Annotated in this window: 8 protein-coding genes and 1 pseudogene; 8 read left to right on the forward strand and 1 reads right to left on the reverse strand. The window is 52.7% G+C overall.

Annotated features, from left to right (window positions below):
- Positions 1-29 precede the first annotated feature (29 nt).
- Complete coding sequence (locus V5D86_RS08790) at positions 30-719, forward strand: ACT domain-containing protein (RefSeq protein WP_414596312.1); 690 nt, start codon at positions 30-32, stop codon at positions 717-719.
- Positions 720-849: 130 nt separating this feature from the next.
- Positions 850-1,644 (forward strand): 2-amino-3,7-dideoxy-D-threo-hept-6-ulosonate synthase, encoded by a 795-nt coding sequence (locus tag V5D86_RS08795; RefSeq protein ID WP_414596328.1) that lies wholly within the window; start codon positions 850-852, stop codon positions 1,642-1,644.
- 55 nt (positions 1,645-1,699) lie between these two features.
- On the opposite strand, the gene V5D86_RS08800 is transcribed toward V5D86_RS08795, so the two are convergent.
- Complete coding sequence (locus V5D86_RS08800) at positions 1,700-2,284, reverse strand: DUF4443 domain-containing protein (RefSeq protein WP_414596313.1); 585 nt, start codon at positions 2,282-2,284, stop codon at positions 1,700-1,702.
- Between the two features lie 268 nt (positions 2,285-2,552).
- Between V5D86_RS08800 and V5D86_RS08805 the strand changes: the two genes are divergently transcribed.
- From V5D86_RS08805 to V5D86_RS08830, 6 genes and pseudogenes are all read left to right on the forward strand, one after another.
- Positions 2,553-3,518: a hypothetical protein gene (locus V5D86_RS08805; protein ID WP_414596314.1), complete on the forward strand. Its 966-nt coding sequence runs from the start codon at positions 2,553-2,555 to the stop codon at positions 3,516-3,518.
- A 1,189-nt stretch (positions 3,519-4,707) separates the two neighbouring features.
- Positions 4,708-9,123: pseudogene (locus V5D86_RS08810) on the forward strand (leucine-rich repeat protein); the annotation flags it as partial.
- A 321-nt stretch (positions 9,124-9,444) separates the two neighbouring features.
- A complete protein-coding gene (locus V5D86_RS08815; RefSeq protein WP_414596329.1) occupies positions 9,445-13,869 on the forward strand; it encodes an Ig-like domain-containing protein in 4,425 nt (1,474 codons plus the stop codon).
- A gap of 235 nt (positions 13,870-14,104) precedes the next feature.
- On the forward strand, positions 14,105-16,579 hold the full coding sequence (locus V5D86_RS08820; RefSeq protein ID WP_414596315.1) for an Ig-like domain-containing protein: 2,475 nt from the start codon (positions 14,105-14,107) through the stop codon (positions 16,577-16,579).
- Between the two features lie 54 nt (positions 16,580-16,633).
- Entirely contained in the window at positions 16,634-17,974 is a 1,341-nt protein-coding gene (locus tag V5D86_RS08825) for an ABC transporter substrate-binding protein (protein ID WP_414596316.1), read from the forward strand.
- 1 nt (position 17,975) lies between these two features.
- A complete protein-coding gene (locus V5D86_RS08830) occupies positions 17,976-19,868 on the forward strand; it encodes a PQQ-binding-like beta-propeller repeat protein (RefSeq protein WP_414596317.1) in 1,893 nt (630 codons plus the stop codon).
- Positions 19,869-19,872: the final 4 nt, after the last annotated feature.

Genomic DNA, 19,872 nt, shown 5'->3' on the forward strand with positions numbered 1-19,872 from the left:
TAATATATCACGACGGGGATATGGGACATATGCCGAAAAGTCCAGTGAAGGAGAGTCTGGCGGAACGCACGCGCGTTTACATCGATGCCCATCCGAGCATCAAGGACTGCGTATCTAAGGGCTTGATCAACTATTCCTCCCTGGCGAGGATGATCATGAAGGACCTGGGCGTGGACAACGAGGAGGCGGTCATGATCGCCTGCCGCCGCTACTCGTCCAAGCTCTCGGTCACCACCGACCACGAGCTCAGCATCCTCAAGATCCTGAAGGACAGCAGGCTGGAGATGCGCACCAAGACATGCATAGTCACGGCCAAGAACGACTGGTCCGTCCTTCACAAGATGGACAACCTCTTCAAGGACCTCTGGAACGAGGACAGCATAATGCAGTGCGTCCAATCGGCATCCGCCGTGACGATCATCGCCGACACGCGTCTCAAGGACAGGATCATCGATACCGTCGGAAGGTTCAACCTGATCAAGGTGAGGGAGAACCTGGTGGAGATCGCCGTGAAGTCCCCGGAGAAGATCGTCGACACCAGCGGTGTCATAGCCTATCTGATCACGAACCTGTCGGATGCCGGCATCAACATCGAGGAGACCGTCAGCTGCCACACCGACACGATATTCATAGTCGGCGAATCAGACATGATCAACGCGTACTCGGTCCTCACGAAGTGCATACAGTCCGCCGAGGACACCATCGTCGGCGAACAGTGAACCCTGACAGGGGGAGGCACCCCCTGTCCATCCCATTCTCAACCTCTCCCATCCCTCATCCATCGGATCATCCTCATCGTCGCAAACATTATTATAGTGTGCCGTGCTAGCACGTAGCACGGTGAAAGACATGTTCGGAAAGAGCATCAGGATCGAGAGGATCATAGACAGGCAGAGCGGCAACGCGGTCATAGTGCCGATGGACCACGGGATCAGCGTGGGCCCCATACCAGGGCTCATAGACATGAAGGGGACCGTGAGCGACGTGGTCGATGGCGGTGCAACCGCTGTCCTGATGCATAAGGGGATCGTCCCACAGGGCCACAGGACCTCCGGTCATGACGTCGGCCTCATCCTGCACCTCTCGGCGTCGACGGACATCGGGGTGAGCTCCAACAGCAAGGTCCTCGTCGCCACGGTGGAGGAGGCCCTCAAGCTGGGTGCCGATGCCGTCTCGATGCACATCAACGTCGGGGCCGAGACGGAGGGCGAGATGCTGGAGAACCTGGGCATGGTCTCCAGGCAATGCAGCGAATGGGGGATGCCCCTGATCGTCATGGCATACCCCCGCGGCCCCAGGATAAAGGACTCCTTCGATCCCCAGGCGGTCGCCCATGCGGCGCGTGTGGCGATGGAGCTGGGCGCGGACATCGTCAAGTGCAGCTACACCGGGGACATAGACTCGTTCCGGGACGTGGTGAGGGGGACCATGGTCCCGGTGGTCATCGCAGGCGGTCCGAAGATGGACTCGGACATGGACATCCTGAACATGGTCCACGACTCCTTGGAGGCCGGAGGCCACGGAGTGTCGATAGGGAGGAACATCTTCCAGAACAGGAACGTCAGGGGGATGATGTCCGCGGTGTCCGACATAGTCCTTCACGGGGCCACCGTGGAGGAGGCGGCCAGACACATAAGGGTCTGAGGGAATCGGGGGTCGCAGACACCGTTGCGACCCCTCATCCTATGAGCCGTGGTGTTCACAGCGTGTTCAGTGCGACGTCGATGCTGATCAGCCTCGCCATGCTCTCGTTCTCAGCACTGCATACGATCAGGGCATCGCCATCCTCGGCGTCCACCGATTCGAGGACGGTCTTCGAGAACCCGGGGGACAGCTCCTCCATGTTCATGTCTGGGGCCATGAACATCCTCCTGTCTCTGATGACCCATGTGGTGCACCCCTCTCCTCCGGACCTTATCGCCAGATTCCTCTGTTCGGTCCCGTTGGATATCAGGCGTGCCCCTCCGCGGATCAGGGCCCCGTTCTGATGTTGGCCTATCACGAACCTTCCGACGTTTATGCTAACAGGGACGATCCCAATCCTGTCTACGAGCTCCAGTCCGTAAGGGGTTATGGACGATCCCTCCTTGGATGTCATTATGAGTTCCTGGTCGCGCATGAGGGAGAGGAGGCCCTTGATGCTACCGTCCCCGAGATCGAGTTCGCGGCAGATCTTCCTCCTGCCCACCGCGGAATTCCTGCTCAGCATGTACAGTGTGCAGTAGAGGTCCGCATCGCTGTACATGCAGCCGCGTCCCATGCGGACGGTCCTTATCAGTATCATGGATGACCGTCTCCCGTCGAGAGGTTATATCGGTTGTCATAGTTGGACGGGTCGTTTGTCCGCATCGGACGATATGGGCATGTTATGTAAATTGGACGATAAATCCATCTACCGCCATTATGTCGGAACCTGTGGACAGATAGAACCGACCCACCAGCATATGCTTATATATCATGACAATGAAAATCCTATTTTCGATGAAGGTGAGGTGTTCCGGGTCGATAATATCGGGTGTCCCGGTAGCTGATTTCATCAGGAACATGATAATATGAAATGCAAGTATGTTGCAACTGTCCTGGCGCTCGTCATGTGCCTCGGGGCGGTCGTGATCGCCGTGGATGCGGACGATTCGGATGCGGCTACCGCCGGTTCGATGAATATCTACATTTACGACGGCAGTTCCTGGTCAGACTATCCTGCGATGGCCGGATACAACGCACTCCAGGCTCTGAAGGCGACCGGTCTCTCGATCACAGCTGACGAGGACTATGTGGTCCAGAAGACCAACGACTACGGATCCTACGATGAGATCAACAGCAATTACGGAAACATCTCGGCGATCGGAACGGTCACCGAGACGACAACCAGCGTTTGGAACACCATCTGTTACAACGACGGATGGGCAGTCGGACCCGACGCGATCGGATTCATCACACCCTTCACCGACGGAGCCGCAGCTTCCGCGAATGTTGTTCTGTACTACGGAGCGAACATCACATCCGTTCCTACTGATGTGAGCAATTACCTTGCCGGAAAGACACTGGCGACAATGATAACGCCCTCAGGATCCAACTATCAGTACACCTTCTATCTGAAAATTGATGCAGATACTGGAGCTACTCCTGTCATTGCTGATGGCACTAGTGTAACATACAAGAATGCAGCAGGTCGTTGGACTTCAAAGACACTGACTGCAGATGACCTTTCCAATGGTATAACTGTCCGCGGAGTGGGATCCAATGCGTATGCTGCTTTGAAGAATGCTGTAGGTTCGTCCAATGTGAGTGGAACAGACACAGCAGGTGCATACAACGGATGGCTGAACACCATGTTCAACCTTGGAACCGTATCTGGGGCCAATTACATCTATTGGGTTCAGAACACAGGCGCTGACGCGTATCTGTCTTTCAACCTTGGGGCATACAGCACCTTGGATAACGTGCCGACTGATACTAACTGTGATTTCGTCGAGTCCAGTTTCAAACTAATCTATTCGACGTACGTCTACAGTTGAAAACTATCCAGAGAACCCATCCGTACGCAGGACCAATGCGCCTGATGTCGTTCTCTGTTTTTCTGAACCAGGGGGTGAGCGTACGCACCCTCTCTCAAGGTATCAATCATGATGGTCTACTCTGAATTCTGAGTTGTTCCGTTCTGACATGAAAGATCGATTCTGCATCAGTGGAACCTGTCTTACCTTGACGGAGGAAAGAGTAATGAATCGTAAAATGAGCTTGGTACTTGCAATAGTATTGGCGTTGACGCCTGTGCTGGTTCTCGCCGAATCCGGATATTCATCCGAAGCGCAGTCTGTCGACGGGAAGGCCGAGGTTTATATTGGATCGTTTTTCGATGTAGAGTTGGATTCAAGTGATAGTGGGTTCCAGATTAGCGTGGGCAACTCCATAGTTGGTCTAGATATAAAATCCATAGTCGAATATTCCGACGGTGGCTACTGCTTTTATAAGTGTTCGATAAGCGCGTCGAACGGTGCCACAGTATCGTTGATTGATAGCAGTGGAACATTCAATTCAGTGATCACTACAGTCAACAATCAAAAAGCGTTCATATGGTTAGGAAAATACACGGATTACGAAGTAAAAGACGGAGTTACAACTTACTACAATGTGGATCCAAAAGATGTCAAAACACAGATCACAGTAAAGGATGGAAATGTGGAGGACATAAAGAATAGTGATGGGAGTATGGGAATGGTTGTGTTGCCAGAATGTGTGATTATTGGCGATAATACCATTACAATCAATTCTATATGTAAAGATTCAACAATAGACTGTGTAGGAACAGAATCTGTAGGGTCCTTTGCATTACTGAACCAATCTGTAATTGGAAATAAATTCTGTTCCACTGATTTTGATTCTGAAATATTTGGTTTTTTTAATAATATTGTATGTCTGAACACGGTTCTGCCAGAAGACTTCTTATCAGTAGCTGGACCTTCAGTTGAAAATGCTTTATTATTCGATGTAACGTCTGATTACGGGCAATTTGATTATTACAACCATTCAGAAGAATCACCATTCACATTTAATTTGGTTGTAGGTGGAACGGTATTGCCTGGGTGTCCCCTGGCTAAAGGGCCGGATGTTTTTGGAGATAGTATTAAAATAACCATCATTTCAGATGAATTTGATTATAGTAGTTTGCTGGAGAATTTGGGGGAATATGAAACATCAAGAACAATGGTGTTTTCACCCGTAGTAGACAAGACATCTTCATACCAGTCGTCAGTGGATTTAGGATCTGTAGATTTATCTGTAGTATTGCATGACGACCTCATCATCGGAGATCACGCATTCGACTGTGAAAACAACATCAACATCTCATTTTCCGGAGACCAGCCCCAGCATCTGATCTCAGTTGGCGATTATTCCTTTGGTAACAGGGTTACTTTTACGGAGGGTACTGTAAAAACAACTGATGTGGGTACTGGGGCCTTTGAAGGTAACACATCCCTCAAGACGTTGACCATTCAGTCAGGAGATGTTGGTTCTGCAGCATTCTCGGGTTGCACCGGTTTGGAATCAGTCAGTGTTGAACAAGGTGTGACTAGCATTCAGGATGATGCTTTCTCTAAGATCAATCAGACAATTGACTTCAATGGAAACAATGCAGATTACGATAAACTCGGATATGGATGGGTAATACCTTCATTCTGGACAACCACTGAATCAAAGACTGTAGAAGGTCTTAGCGGTGAATGGAAATCGTTCGAATCTGCAGGGATGTACGGGTTGTTCAAGGTAAACGACATAACAAAGACTAATCTGCACATATCAGAAGGAGATGAACACTGGATCATCTATTCTAACGCTTTTAAGGGCATCACGGGGAGTTTTTCCATTACACTCGATGTGTCCGAGGTGGGCAATAATGCATTTACCTCGTCAGGAATAACAGCAATCACCTCTAATGGCGAGACGAAATGGGGGGATGAGGTATTCAAAGACTGCAAGAATCTGACTACTGTTACTGGAATTACAGATCTTTCCAAAGGCATGTTCCAGGGATGTTCCGAACTAACAGAGGTCACAGGAGTAACAACATCCGAGATTCCAGATCTTTGTTTCTACAATTCAGGATTGAGTTCCTTCAATTCGGAAGTCATTGGAGAAGCGAATCTGAATGGCGTGGTTTCGTTGGGTAGGTCGGCTTTTTCTTACACTAGTATATCCGTTCTGAAGAACTTCTCAGTTTCTGATGTCGGGCCATCCTGTTTTGAAGAATCCTTGATTTCCGAAGTTGATCTCGGCAGCGTTAAAACACTTGGATCTTCTGTTTTCAAGAATTCCACTCAGTTGACGAAAGTTACCGGTTTCGGGTTGACGGAAATGCCTAGTGAGGTCTTCAACGGATGTTCATCACTTTGTGAGATCTCATTCGTTTCCGGATATGGCTATGACAAGATTACAAAATACGGCAGCAACTGGTGTACTGGTACTTCAATATCCATTGATGGAGATCTGACGCTTTCAGGAGAGCAAGGTGCATATGCGTTCGAGGGGATGAAGTTCAACAAGGTGACATTGTCGGGGCCGTTGGACGACAACGCATTCAAAGATGCGACCATAGGTGAGCTGATCTGTCAAGACATCGCCATTTATAAACAGAATGCAGAGAAAGACAAAATGCCGTTCCGTTCTGCGAAGATATCCACGTTGTCGATAACGGGTGATGTGGGGGATGGCGTATTCCAGAATTCCGAGATGGGTAATGTGACCTTTTCTGGAACCGATGTCAATGTAGGAAATTATTCATTCAGGCAGTCTTCAATAAACTCGATATCTTTCGATAATGTGAAGACGATTGGTGAAAGCGCGTTTATGTCGTCTACCATTTCGTCACACATCATCCTTCCGGCAAACCTTACGGTGAGTAATCATGCTTTTAGCGGTTGCACAGGGGCCTCATCATTAGATGTAGGTTCTAATGCTATTCTAAGCAATTACGCTTTCAGTAGTTCCAGCATTCAATCTGTTTCATTTTCCAACGGTGTATCGATTAATCAATACTGTTTCAAAGACTCAAGGCTGAGTGGAAAGGTAGATGCCAGTAAAGTCAAGAGCATTGGTGGTTATGCCTTTTACAACACGTCATTGGATGAACTGATTATCGGAATTGATACGATTATTGGTAAAGAGATCTTTAACAATAATTCAGTGGTCCATTACTCAGATGGAACGAATGTATACAAAACTCTTCCAATGGACGGTGGATCGGTCTATTATAGTGAGACAGACGGTAAGAAGACAATCGTGGGTGCGGATTCCACGATTATTAAAGCTGATTTGAGGAATGAGAATATTGTAGGTATTGGAAATGCAGCATTCAGCGGTTGTTCAAAACTAACAGAGATATTCTTGCCGGAAGGAATGGATAGCCTCGGCGAGTTTGTATTTTCAAACTGTGTCAATCTCAAGTTCATAAATGATGATAAAAACAGTTTAGAGTCTATTACAACGATAGGTCCTGGTGCTTTCAAGGGTTGCACATCACTGAACCACATTTCTCTGGATAATGTGGAGACAATTGAGAGTGGTGCCTTTTCAGGTTGTTCTTCTCTCAAGGATGTCACGTTCGGACAATCTCTCACCACCATCCGGGGATCGTTCTCCAACTCAGGCATCACAAATTTAGTGCTCCCCACCAAGGATGGTATTAGTGTCGGGTCCTCCTCATTCCTGGGTTGTAAGAATCTCGAGTATGTAGAGTTCAATGGAAAAATCAGATTGAACGATAATCTATTCAAGAACTGTTCGTCGTTGAAGACAGTGTCCGGTTTGGAGCATGTAACCAGTTTCGGTACTGCATGTTTCAGCGGATGCGGATTCGAAACACTGACCATCACTGCCGGAGTGAAAATCGAGGGAGATGGTCAGTGGGGAATGTTCTCAAACTGCTCATCGCTCGAGAGTGTGATCTTCGAAGGATCAAACACTGTCGGTTCCAAGGCATTCGTGAACTGCGAGAAGCTGGCTTCCGTCGAGTTCTGCGGGATGAACAATGTAATCGGAACCGAGGCATTCTCGCATTGCATCACATTGGGTTGGGACGAAACGCATCTTCTGAAGTTGGATGGTGTCATTTCGATAGGTTCGGGGGCGTTCAAGGATTGTGCGTCACTGAAGGCCATCTCGATCCCAGAATCCTTGACAGAATTGAAATTCGATTCCTTCGAGGGATGCATAGCTGTGAACTCTATTGCTGCTAGTAATCATTTCGAATTATGTGGTGAATCTTTGAATGGTTACTCAAATGTGGTTGTTCTATCCTCTGATAAGAAGAATGTTATTTTTGTAAGTCCGTCCGCGAAGCAGATCACAATTCCAGCCGATGTTGAGACGATTCCTGGATTCTCTGGGGATCCGTTATGCTCCGAGGCCAGGAATGCCCTTTCCGTCATTCCCAGTTTGGAGAAGGTGACTGTGGATTCCCCTAATTCAAAGTTCTCGAGTAAGAGCGACGGAGTTTTACGCACAACAAGTGAGAAGGTAATATCCGTTCCACGGGCTATAGCAGAGAACGGAGAATTGACTTTGGAAGTCGATTCTGTCGGTAGCTATGCGTTCCAGGGTGTTGCAGTATCGGATCTGTGTTTGAAAGGCACGACATCTGTGGCAGCTAATGCATTCTACGGATGCAGCAGTATAAAGGATCTGAGAATCGATTCAGAGAACAAGACTGTTGAACTCAACTTGAATGCTTTCTCTGATGCGGAAGAATCTCCAAGGGTTTTCGAAAACGTAGTCGTGATGGCCAAGGATGTCATTTTGTCTGGGTCAACAGCCAATATTAGGAATGTAACTCTCAAATGTACTGGCGATTTGACTGTTCCGAGCTTTGCATTCTTCTCACATAATGTCAGTTCGCTCAAGGGAACTAATTATCTGAGGACTGTGGAGCTTGTTGCGCAGGCTTTGACCATATCCAAGAATGCGATCTCCGGGGCCCATTATCTGGACAAGGTTATCATAGTCTCCGAGACTGCAACGGTTCAGGGGGTAATCGCATCCGACTGCAAGAAGGCAGCCTACTATCTGGATTCGAAAGGTATTGTGGAGAATAATCTTCCTGCAGGGCGCGAAAGCACATACATTTCAAAAGAAATGAAGGATGGTTTCTCGAACACTGACGGATACATCCATTATCATGAAGACTATGGAATCGTGAATGCTGCCGACGGTGCGGATAACGTCTATGTTGTCACAAAACTGAATGGCGTCGTTGTAAATGTGAATGGCAATACATTCACCATAGTTACAGATGATCGTCATACGCCCTCGGATCTCACTGTAATGGATGGAGATGACGAATTACAATCCGATAACGGCACCTACACTCTGGAAGACTCATCAGTTGATCACATTCTCAACATAACTGAGAACTGGGGCAATGATGAAGACGAGTGGGCTATTGTTTCTTTCGATTCTGGATGTAATATCATCGTTTCTGATATTATGGTGCCCATCGGTCACTCCATCCTCAAATCTGTGTTGCCGGAACCATCCAGACCTGGATATGCCCTTGTCGGATGGTTCATCGACAAGAAACTCACGAAGGAGTATGATCAGTGTCTGATCGAAGGTCAAAACATCGTACTGTATGCTAAGTGGGCCTCACTTGGTGACTATCTCGATGTGAACTCTGAAGCGGGGACCTTCTATCGGATGAACGGGGATGAGAAAGGAGAGATCTACGAAGGCGGTACGTTCGTATCAGGTGAGGACATCGTCCTATGCTTCATTCCACGCATCGGCTATTCCTTATCAGGATTTTCAGCTGATGTTGGGATGGAATACACTCAGCAGGGCAATGTTGTAACAATAACCAATGTTAGCGGATATGTGTGTCTGGTTCCCGAAGTGGAATATGTCTCGTCATCAACAGACCTTACATACGTGGTCGAACAGAAGACTCCCGTGCCAAGCGAGGAACTGCTGAGGATGTGGTTCTGGGATGGTGGATCCGTGACACAGAGCGGAATGGTCTGGAGCGGAATGCCCAGTGTTCCGTTGATAGTGGATAATCATGTCTTCATTCAGGCCAACAACGCGATCTACAAGTTGGATTCCATGACCGGATCGTTAATCGATACCGTCGTCACCTATTCATCCACCACGGATTTCTATCACTATTTGGGATATGCTGGAGGATACATCGTCGACTACACATCACACAAGGTCTACGATACGGATCTGAACTATGTCTGCTCAATGTCCGATGGTATCAAGTACGTCGTTTGGAGCGATGGTTTCTTCTATGCAATTGGAAACAGTATCAGTTCTGATTCGGGAACGGTTTGGAAGATGTCCCCTGCTGAGTTGGAAAACGGGGTCATGAAGAACCTGTGGGAATATGAAACCAAGAAGGTCAATCCGAACCAGTACCTCTACGGAACGACATCGAAGGCAGTTATCGACGAATCAGAGAATGTAATGTACTACATCTCGACCGAAGGTTCGGTCATTTACATCAATGCTCTGGACTTCGATGATGGCAAGTATGATAAGAAGCAGCTCACGGGATTGACCGGCTATTACCTGGACGATGGATGGCTGACTCTCTACAAAGGTCATCTCTACATGACCGCCTATACCGTGGGTCTATTCGGAACATCATCCGTCTCCGGCAGCTCGACGATAGCATACATGGACGTGAACGGAACCACAATAGGTGATCTGAAGACGGTCAGCCTCGCTCACTCCAACACCCGCGACAGCCTCACCTCGGCATTGGTGATCCAGAACGACCGCGCCTACGTGAACGTCACCGTCTCGAACTCCACCAAGGCATACTTCCAGGTATACGACATCTTGGAGGATGGGACCCCCAAGTTCGTCGAAGAGATCCAATCCATATCGTCCCACGGTAGCCTGGTGGCATCCACATACTACCTTTCCGGGAAGGGCGACGGGATGAACGGCAGCGTCTACATCTACCTGTTGAACTATTCCTCCGACCAGTACCTGTACATCTTCACAGACAACTGCGTCAATGGCAAGTGGGATCTCGAGGATGTCCCGTCCATCAAGTCCCTGGACCCGGGATTCGGTTCCCAGGCGGTCCGTGTGGGAACGGACGGTCAGCTGATATTCTACAACGATTCGGGGAAGGTCTACAGCTACGGGTCTCCGAGACTCTCGGGAACGTACTACTTCCTGGAGGATACGGGGTCCAATGCGACCGTCAGAGAGGGATTCGCCGTCGATAGGGATTCCCAGGATGCGTTCCTGAAGGCATTCGAGGATGCATTCAACGTCAAGAATGCTAGCTTCGGAGATAATGGCATGTTGACGGTCGGTAAGAATCAGTACTATGTCTACATGCTGGATGAGAGCGGTCAGTTGACCTCCATATTCGATGGAAATGATCTTGTCGAGGATTTCTCCAAGACGAGAGGATTCTATCTCACAACAGTAAGCTCTGGGGACGATATAGATCCGGACAAGGTCTGGTACGGGAGCAACGGTTCCGACAGGGGCGTGAAGGGGTCTGGTGGCCTGAGCATCAGTGATGACCGCATATACCTTCATGCGGAGTCCCTGGACGAGTCTGCGAGCACACACGTCCTGACAGTGACTAACAGTCTCGGAGGTGCCGTCAAGTGGTCCTCCACGGCATCCAACGTGGCATCCGTGAGCGTGGATGGGACCGTGACCGCGCATACGCTCGGACAGGCCCTGATAACCGCTACCGTGACGGATTCGAACGGGAAGAGCACGTCCGTGTCATGCATGGTGTATGTCACGCAGACGACGACGCTCGATATCATGTCCAACATCACGATGATGGATGGGACCGCATTCACGGAGGTGAAGGTGATCTTCGACTATGACGTTGAAGGCGTCGACAACGAGATTAAGCAGGGTTCCATCGGCGAACTGATCGAACTTCCGAACCCCAAGTATGAAGAACCAAGTGAGGGCTCCGAAGATGGATCCGAGGGAACAGGGTCTGAGAATAGCACACCCCTCAATGACAGATTGAATGACTTCTCGCTGATCGGATGGTCCGATGGGACTACCGTGTTCAAGCCTGGTGAGATGTACATCATCACTGGACAGACGGTCCTGACCGCGGTCTGGGTGAAGAATAACGTCTCCATAGTCGATATGGAGGTGCGTTATGGCGGAGGGGATGTGTCGGACCTGGACTCCATCACCCTCAGGTATGGCGAGTCCGAGGTCGTCGAGGTCACCATCTACCCGGAGGGGTCGGGAGTCGTATCCGTCGTCTCCAGCAATCCGAAGGTAGTGGAGGTAACCGTCACCGGCAACAGCTGGACCCTCAAGGCTCTCAGGCCGGGTACCGTCGACATAACGGTCACGGGCAGTTCCACCATAGACAAGAAGGAGATATTCACCATCACCGTCCCCGCGCTGAGTGTCCTGGTCGAACCCGAGGACGTCAACCTGGGGGTCGGGGACAGCAGTTCGGTCTCCGTGTCGTATGAGGAGAGCGGAGAGGTCGTCACGGGCAGTTCCACGTACGTGTCTGAAAGTCCGAACGTCGTATCCATCGATAAGGATGGGACTTTCACGGCGGTCTCCGCTGGGACCGCGGTCATCACGGTCGCCGCACCCAACGGCGTCACCTCCGAGTTCCTCGTCTCGGTCAAGGGAGTGGAGTCCATCAGCATCTCCGGGTACGGGTCTCCGATCCAGTCCGGGAGGAGTGTCACTCTGAAGGCTGTCACGGACCCGGTCGGGACCGATGTCTCCTGGTCCTCCGGCAACACGGCCGTGGCCACGGTCGATGCCAACGGAAAGGTCACCGCCTTGTCCGAGGGGTATGCGGTCATCACCGCGACCGCCAAGGACGGGAGCGGAATGACCGGGACAGTCGTCATCCAGGTCGTCAGCATCAAGGTCACCGACATCGAGCTCGAGGACTACTCCCTCTCACTCAAGGTGGGCGAGGCGTACGCCCTCAAGGCGACGGTGTCCCCGGACAACGCTGCGGACAAGACCTTGTTGTGGACTTCAAGCAATCCCGCGGTGGCGTCCGTCTCGTCCTCCGGTGTGGTCACAGGGATCTCCGCCGGGACCGCGGTGATCACCGTCTCCACGAAGGACGGATCGGTCACCGAGACGTGTGACGTGAAGGTCGTCCCGTTGGCAACGTCCGTCTCCTTCGTCGGGGACGAGACGAGCTATCTGAATAAGGGGGACACCCTGACCCTCAACGCGGTCACAGAGCCTGTCGGGGCGAAGCTCGTGTTCAAGAGCAGCGACCCCTCGGTCGCCTCCGTCTCGTCCTCCGGTGTCGTCAAGGCACTGAAGGCCGGGACCGCGGTGATCACCGTCACGGCAAGCGGGACACAGCTCGAGGACACGTGCACAATCGTGGTGACAGACGTCACAGTGGACGTGAAGACCGAGGAGGACGGTACCAAGACCACGATCGAGACGTCGGAGACCATTCTCTCCGAGACCTCAACCGTGAAGAGGGAGTCCGTGACCAAGACCGATGTCGACGGAAACGTCACCGGTTCCACGACGAAGGTCGTGGCCGAGGACACCAAGACCGGGGTGAAGGTGGAGTACACCGAGACAGTCGACGGTTCCGGCAAGACCACTCATGCGACGGACGTCCGTCTGACAGCATCGTTGTCCGTCTCCGGAGGGATCCAGAACGTCAAGGTCACCCCTGCCGCGATGGATGCCCTCGCCGTCCAGATCTCCGCCGTGTCCGAGATGATTGGTTTGGAGGTGGACTTCGAGGCCGAACTCGATGCCCGCACAGACGATTCCGAGATGCCGGTCAGCGTGGTGCTACCCTCCGAATCCCTGGGGAAGCTCATCGACGACGGTTCCATGACCCTCAAGGTCAGGACCAACCTCGGTGCCCTCTCGGTATCGTCGGAGACCATCGAGAACCTGGTCGGGATCGGCGGAGACATAAAGGTGGACACGTCCACCGTCGATGTGGGAGTGATGACGCCTGACCAGGCTACCTCCGCAGGAGGCAGGACGGTCTACAGCATCACCATGTCCGTTGGAGGGAAGGCGGTGTCCGCACTCGGAGGAACGATGGACATCACCCTCCCGTACACCCTCGGAAGCGGCGAGAGCCCATCGGACCTCACGGCCTACTACCTTGATGACAGCGGGAAGATCACGGGCATGGGAGGAAGCTACGACTCCGATTCCGGGGAGTTCACCTTCCGCACCACCCATCTGTCGTACTATTTCATCGGATTGTCCGAGAAGTCCGATGCCGATTCCTCGGGAGGGATGAGCACCATCGAGATCATCGGATGCGTCATCGCAGTGCTTCTCGCGGGAATGCTTGCGGTCATGATATACGACAGGACCTTTGGAGGTCGCAGGCGTTCCGACTGAGGCCTCGGCAAAAGGCGGGCCCATCGGGACCCGCCCCCTTGAAACGATGTTAAACTGGCCCGTCCTCAGGGAGGATGGGCCTCCTTTCATCATTCTGACATCCGGCCGATCATAATCGTCCATGAAATGACGTATGGGTGCTACGGCCGATATGTCGTAACCTATGACCAGGTAGAACCAACCCGAGCCGTCAGCCTATTAAACCCCGTCTCGGAAATCTGTATCTCCGATAATCATGACCGCTGTCAGAAGAGCAGTAGCAGTGATGATGGTCGTCGTTCTCGTGACGTTCGTCCTCACTGTCGTGGAAGACGACTCGGACGCTGCTTCCGGCTCCGCGCGCGTGTTCATCGACGGTGATGTCGAGTATAGTGGGAGCGGTTCGACCGTGGAGAACATCATTGTCGGGGCATTGAGCAACGGAGGCCATTCTGTAGAGAAGAATGCGAATGGTACGATCAAATCGGTCGATGGGAAGACCTCCGACAAGGATCATACGTGGATGATATACCAGTGGGTCCCTCCCGAGGGATGGAAGGTCACATACATGACCAAGACCGGTGACGCGAGTTTCGTCAGCGGTACCTCATATTATGTTCATTATGCCACCCGGACATCGGGCGATTCGGTCGGGTACACCGTACCGGACTTCCAGCCCACCTCCGTGGCCTACTTCTACATAGTCTTCAACTCCCCGGAGGACGTCAACAACGGTACCGATGTGACGGAGTTCTTCGATCAGGAACAGAGGGAGAAGGGCTTCTGGATCTCCGGGACTGGAAGCAATGCCGCATGGGCTTTCAAAGATGCCTGCGACAAGTACGGCCTCGAGCTGAACATGTCCGACGGTGTGAAGGACGGGGAGACGAACCTCGACTACATAGGGTGGCTGTTCTCTTTCATGGGACTGGTCGACATAAATCTCGGTAACGGTGATTACAGGTATTGGTCCCAGTACCATTACGAATCCGGGAAGTGGATGTTCAGTGAGACCCTGGGGCACTATGATCCGGGCGTCTGCAAGTACTACGGATTCGTCAGACAGGTGACTAAGGAGGACCAGGCGGACAATATGGGACCCAAGGTCCTGCCGAGCTCCTGTCCCAAGTCCCTCATGACGGGGGGATGCACAGTCACGTTCATCGACGGTGACGGCAAGGAGACGAAGCAGAAGGTCGACTACTTCGGAACCGTGAGTGCTCCGACCACATCCAAGAAGACCTCCACCGATACGACTGATTACGAATTCATCGGCTGGGACAGGGATCTGGACGGGATGGAGATCATAAGCAACATCACTGTCCATGCTCAGTTCAAGGAGGTCCCACGCGAGAACGTTCCCGTTACCGGGGTATCCATCAGTAATGCTCCTTCCGACCTCGGGGTCGGGAAGTCCGCGCAACTTCGGGCATCCGTGAGTCCCTCCGACGCGATGAACAAGGCGGTGTCCTGGGCATCCAGTGACAGCTCCGTATTGACCGTATCCTCGGATGGGACGGTCTATGGGAAGGCAGAGGGTACGGCGACCGTCACCGTGAAGACGGCCGACGGAGGGTTCACGGACTCTGTGAGGATCAATGTGACATCGAAGACGGTCCCAGTTCAGTCCATAGCCCTTTCCAACACATCTATGAAGCTCAAGGAGGGGGGTTCAGGCACTCTGACATGCACATTCTCGCCGTCCAACGCGACGGACCGCGGACTGACATGGACACCTAGTGACACGGACGTCGTGACGGTCGAAGGCGGAGAGGTGACAGCTGTCGGACCTGGGACGGCGACCGTGACGGCGAAGGCTTCCGATGGAGGATTCACCGCATCTTGCGAAGTCACCGTTGCTGCAGAGGGGGAGTTCGATGGAACCCTGACGATATCATGTTCCGCAGTCATACTTCAGAAGGGAGATGGGATAACGATCTCCGTCGATGTCGAGCCGTCCTCCGAATCAGGACGGGTCAAGTGGGCAGTATCGTCCGGGCCTGATGTGGTATCCGTCAGCGGGGGGACCGTAAAGGCTCTGAAAGAAGGTACCGCAATAGTCACTGCATACATAGACGACGTCCTGGCATCATGTCAGGTCACGGTGGTCGATGACGTGAAGGAGCTCGCCGAGAAGCTCAGGGTCATAGACCTTACCGGTATCGATGATACGGAGTACATAGTCAGTGTTACCAAGAACCAACTCCTCGCCTTGGTTGATGCGGACTTCGATTTCAATGTGAAGACCCGTGTCGGAGACGTAACCTTCTCCACAGACGCCGTGAAGACCATCGCCGAGAAGTACAACGAGACCCTGTTCTACAATGGGATCCCCATATCGATCGGATATGCAGACCTCAACGAGGCCCAGAAGGCAGCGGCCGATGGTGCCACGGTCTATTCCCTGTCCGTCTCCAATGGCAGCATCAGCAAGTTCGGAGGGGATGTGACAGTCTCCCTCCCGTATGAGGGGGAGACCAAGGGGATCAAGGCATTCCATCTCGCAGATGACGGGACGCTAACGGCCATAGACTGCACGTACGATCCGGAGACGGGGATGGCGACGTTCGTCACAGACCATTTCTCCGAGTATTTCATCGGAACCTCGGATGCTCCCCTGCCGGATCAGCCCGGAGACGATTCCGGATCGATGGTGGCCATAGGTGTCGTGGCGGCGGTGGTTCTGTTGGGAATCGTCGCAGTGGTCCTTCTCAAGAGGAACAAGGCTTGAAACCACCAGGGAGGCGATGATCTGAACCATATCGGGAAGAAGCTGATAATAACGGTGGCGGTCATCGTTACGACCGTCATCATCGCCTCCTCCGTCGGTTCAACCCAGTCCGAGCGCGATCAGGCACAGGGCATGATGATCGATTTCGGATATTGGGATGTCGACTGGATCGAGATGACCTTCGAGGAAGGTTCGAACGGATATGATGCACTAAGGTCCGCATGCCGTATCGCGGGGTACGAGGTCCTCTTCAAGAGCGACGGCGGAGTGTACTCCGTGAACGGCCAGTCCAATCTAGAGGGGATATCATGGGCCATGTATGCCCTGGATCCATCGGGGGCATGGACCGAAACAGATCCTAACGGGATGGTCTCACCCGATCATCGTATCCTGTGCTTCGCAAGGGCATCCGGGCCTGATACGGTGGTTCCGGGAACCGATTGCACCGGATTCGAATACTACAGTTATGCCAAGGAAGGTGTCTCGGTCAAGACGGGAGAGGATCTGAGGATCGTGTCCCTGGCGCCGTCTGTCACAGAGACTTTGTGCGCGGTCGGCGGTCTGGATCACATAATAGGGACGGACCTTTACAGCAATTACCCGCACGAGGTCACCGAGCGTCAGAACGATGGGACCATAGCAATAACGGGCGGTTATACGGACCCCAACTACGAGTACATCGTCCGTCTGGCCCCGGACATCGTTTTCTGCGAGGGTGGGACGGGAGAGCATCTGTCCATGGCCGACAAGCTCCGTAAGTCGGGGATCGACTGTGTGGTCCTCTATGACGGTTCGGATATCGAGACCCTGTATGCGAACATATGGATCGCAGCATCCGCGCTCGGAAGCTCGGACAGTGCGAACGATACGATAAGGGAGCTGAGACACAGCATAGACGTCTCCTCCGGAATTGCCGGGATGACCAACAAGAGGGTGTTCGCGGCACTTTCCCCGGACCCGTCCCCCTGGACAGCGGGGTCTAACACATTCATGACGGACATCATAGCCTCGTCGGGGGGCAGGAACATATTCGAATCCCAGTCCTCCAGTTGGTTCATGGTCTCCAAGGAGCAGATCTATGCAAAGCAGCCACAGGTGATCATCGTGATATCTGCCACGGAAGTCACCTCCGAAGAGCAATATCGCGATATCCTCGACCGTCTGGATCCTTTGTGGAAGCAGACGCCGGCGTATGCCGAGGGTCAGGTGTTCGTGTTCTCCGGGGATGCAGGAGACATCCTTCAACGTCCTGGGCCGAGATTATCCGAGGCTGTCGAACTGATCTGCAAGATACTCAATCCCGAGGCATTCCTCCAGCGTGATCCCATGGACCTCGTTCCAATGTACTTCGGGGACGACTACCAGCAGTATCTGAGATATCAGCCGGAGGCGTAATATGAGAAGGATAGCACTCATCGTGGTCGCCGCGCTTCTGGCGATAGGCATGTTCGCCTTCCCTTCGGATGCGGACGATGCCGACAACAATATGCTCTTGGACTATGGGAACGGGAATACCGTTTGGATGCATGCAGACGGCCCCACGTACTATGAGGCGACGGTCGCCGTGCTTGATGGCTCAGACATCCCTCACGCGGAGTCCGACGGTCGTTTCGTCTCCATCGGCGGGATGGAGAACCATTGTGTCGGAACTCAGCCCTGTCAATGGAACCTGTATGTCTGGACGGGAGTTGCATGGACTGCATCCGATGGATACGCGGAGTCCGTCTCTTCGGCCTTCGCCATCGGATTCTATCCGGATTCCATCGTCCCGGTCGAGACTCCGGATGAGCAGTATGCGTGGACATCCGTCAGAGGGGACTCCTCCTGCTCGGGGATATCCGACTCCTACGGGACCGAGACTCCCGCCACCCCTCTGGAATGGTACAACACCTATTCGACGGGATATGTGGATTCGTCGATAATCGTCGCTGGAGATCTTCTGTATCACACGACAGGCGGAACCTATGGTGCCAGCGGATCCGACAGGATGCCGTGGGTGTATTGTCTGGATCGTTACACAGGCAAAGAGGTCTGGAGCTTCATGATGAGGTACGGTCAGGGGTATGAGGTGACCTCTCCGCTAGTCGTCGGAGACATGCTCGTCGTCACTTCCACCTGTTGGGACGTGTATCTCTTCGACAGGTTCACAGGCACACTGTACGACACGGTCACCTTAGAGGACGAGTATCCGATGGACTCGGATGCGGATGTCATATGGGATGGGAGGACGTTCTTCACCGGAGGCACATCACCGGTATATGATTCCGGGGCGATCTATTTCGGAACAAGCGACGGGAAGATCGAGGCGTATTGCATAGAGACCTCGGGCATCGGATCGGAGCGCACATCAAGGCTGGTGAACCTATGGGAATACGACCCTCCGGCGACCGTATCCGATGGGAAGTACACTGGTACCAAGGGATGCTTCTACTATCACGCACCCGTGATCTACGATGTCGACGGTGTTCGCACGTTGTTCCTTGGAAGCTACGAGGGTTACGCGTATGCGGTCAACGCGTCGACGGGCGAGATGATCTGGACCCAGAGGATCATAGATCTCCGTGAGAGCAATGACAATGCCCCCGGCACCCCAGGGTCCGTGACAGGTTTCACACCCCTTCCCGATGGGCGTATGATCGTCACATGTTCCGACGGGAGCATGGATCCCACGGTCGGGTTCGGGGTATGCGTCGACCAGACGACCGGTACGGGTCCCGATGGCTCCGAGTATTACTGGAAGCACAGTTTCCGCATGGGTGGCCCGGTGGTGGATGGGGACGGTTTCATCTGTTACGTCGGGACGGTCCCCGGAGGGGATGACTCACTGAACATGGTCGGCGGGGGAACGATGGACGTCGTGTCCGGGTTGTACAAGTTCGATTTCAACGGTGATGTGATCTGGTGCACACCTCTCAACAACACGATCAAGGCTACTCCGACATTGGCGGACGGACTCGTGTATCTCGTCGATTATAGCAACGGCACCAAATACCCCAATGGTGGAGGGGTCGCCGCATACTCTGCCGTTGACGGCTCCCAGGAATGGAAAGTAAGGTTGGAACCGTTTTCGAAGGACTCATGGTCGATGGTCGCGGCCACGGTCATCGGGGGCAAGATCTACACGGGAAACGATTACGGTGCAGTATACTGCATCTCGGATGTTCAGGGGAAGGCATGGAACGATTCCGGTGAGATCACGATCGACTCTCCGGGATTCAAACACTGGTCGTGGTTGGCGGTGGTCGCTTTGGCGATTCTGGCCATCGCATTGCTTTACAGATACTATTGAGGTC

It is taken from the genome of Candidatus Methanoprimaticola sp. MG2 (assembly GCF_047501175.1).
In the GTDB taxonomy this organism is placed as follows: Archaea; Thermoplasmatota; Thermoplasmata; order Methanomassiliicoccales; family Methanomethylophilaceae; genus Methanoprimaticola.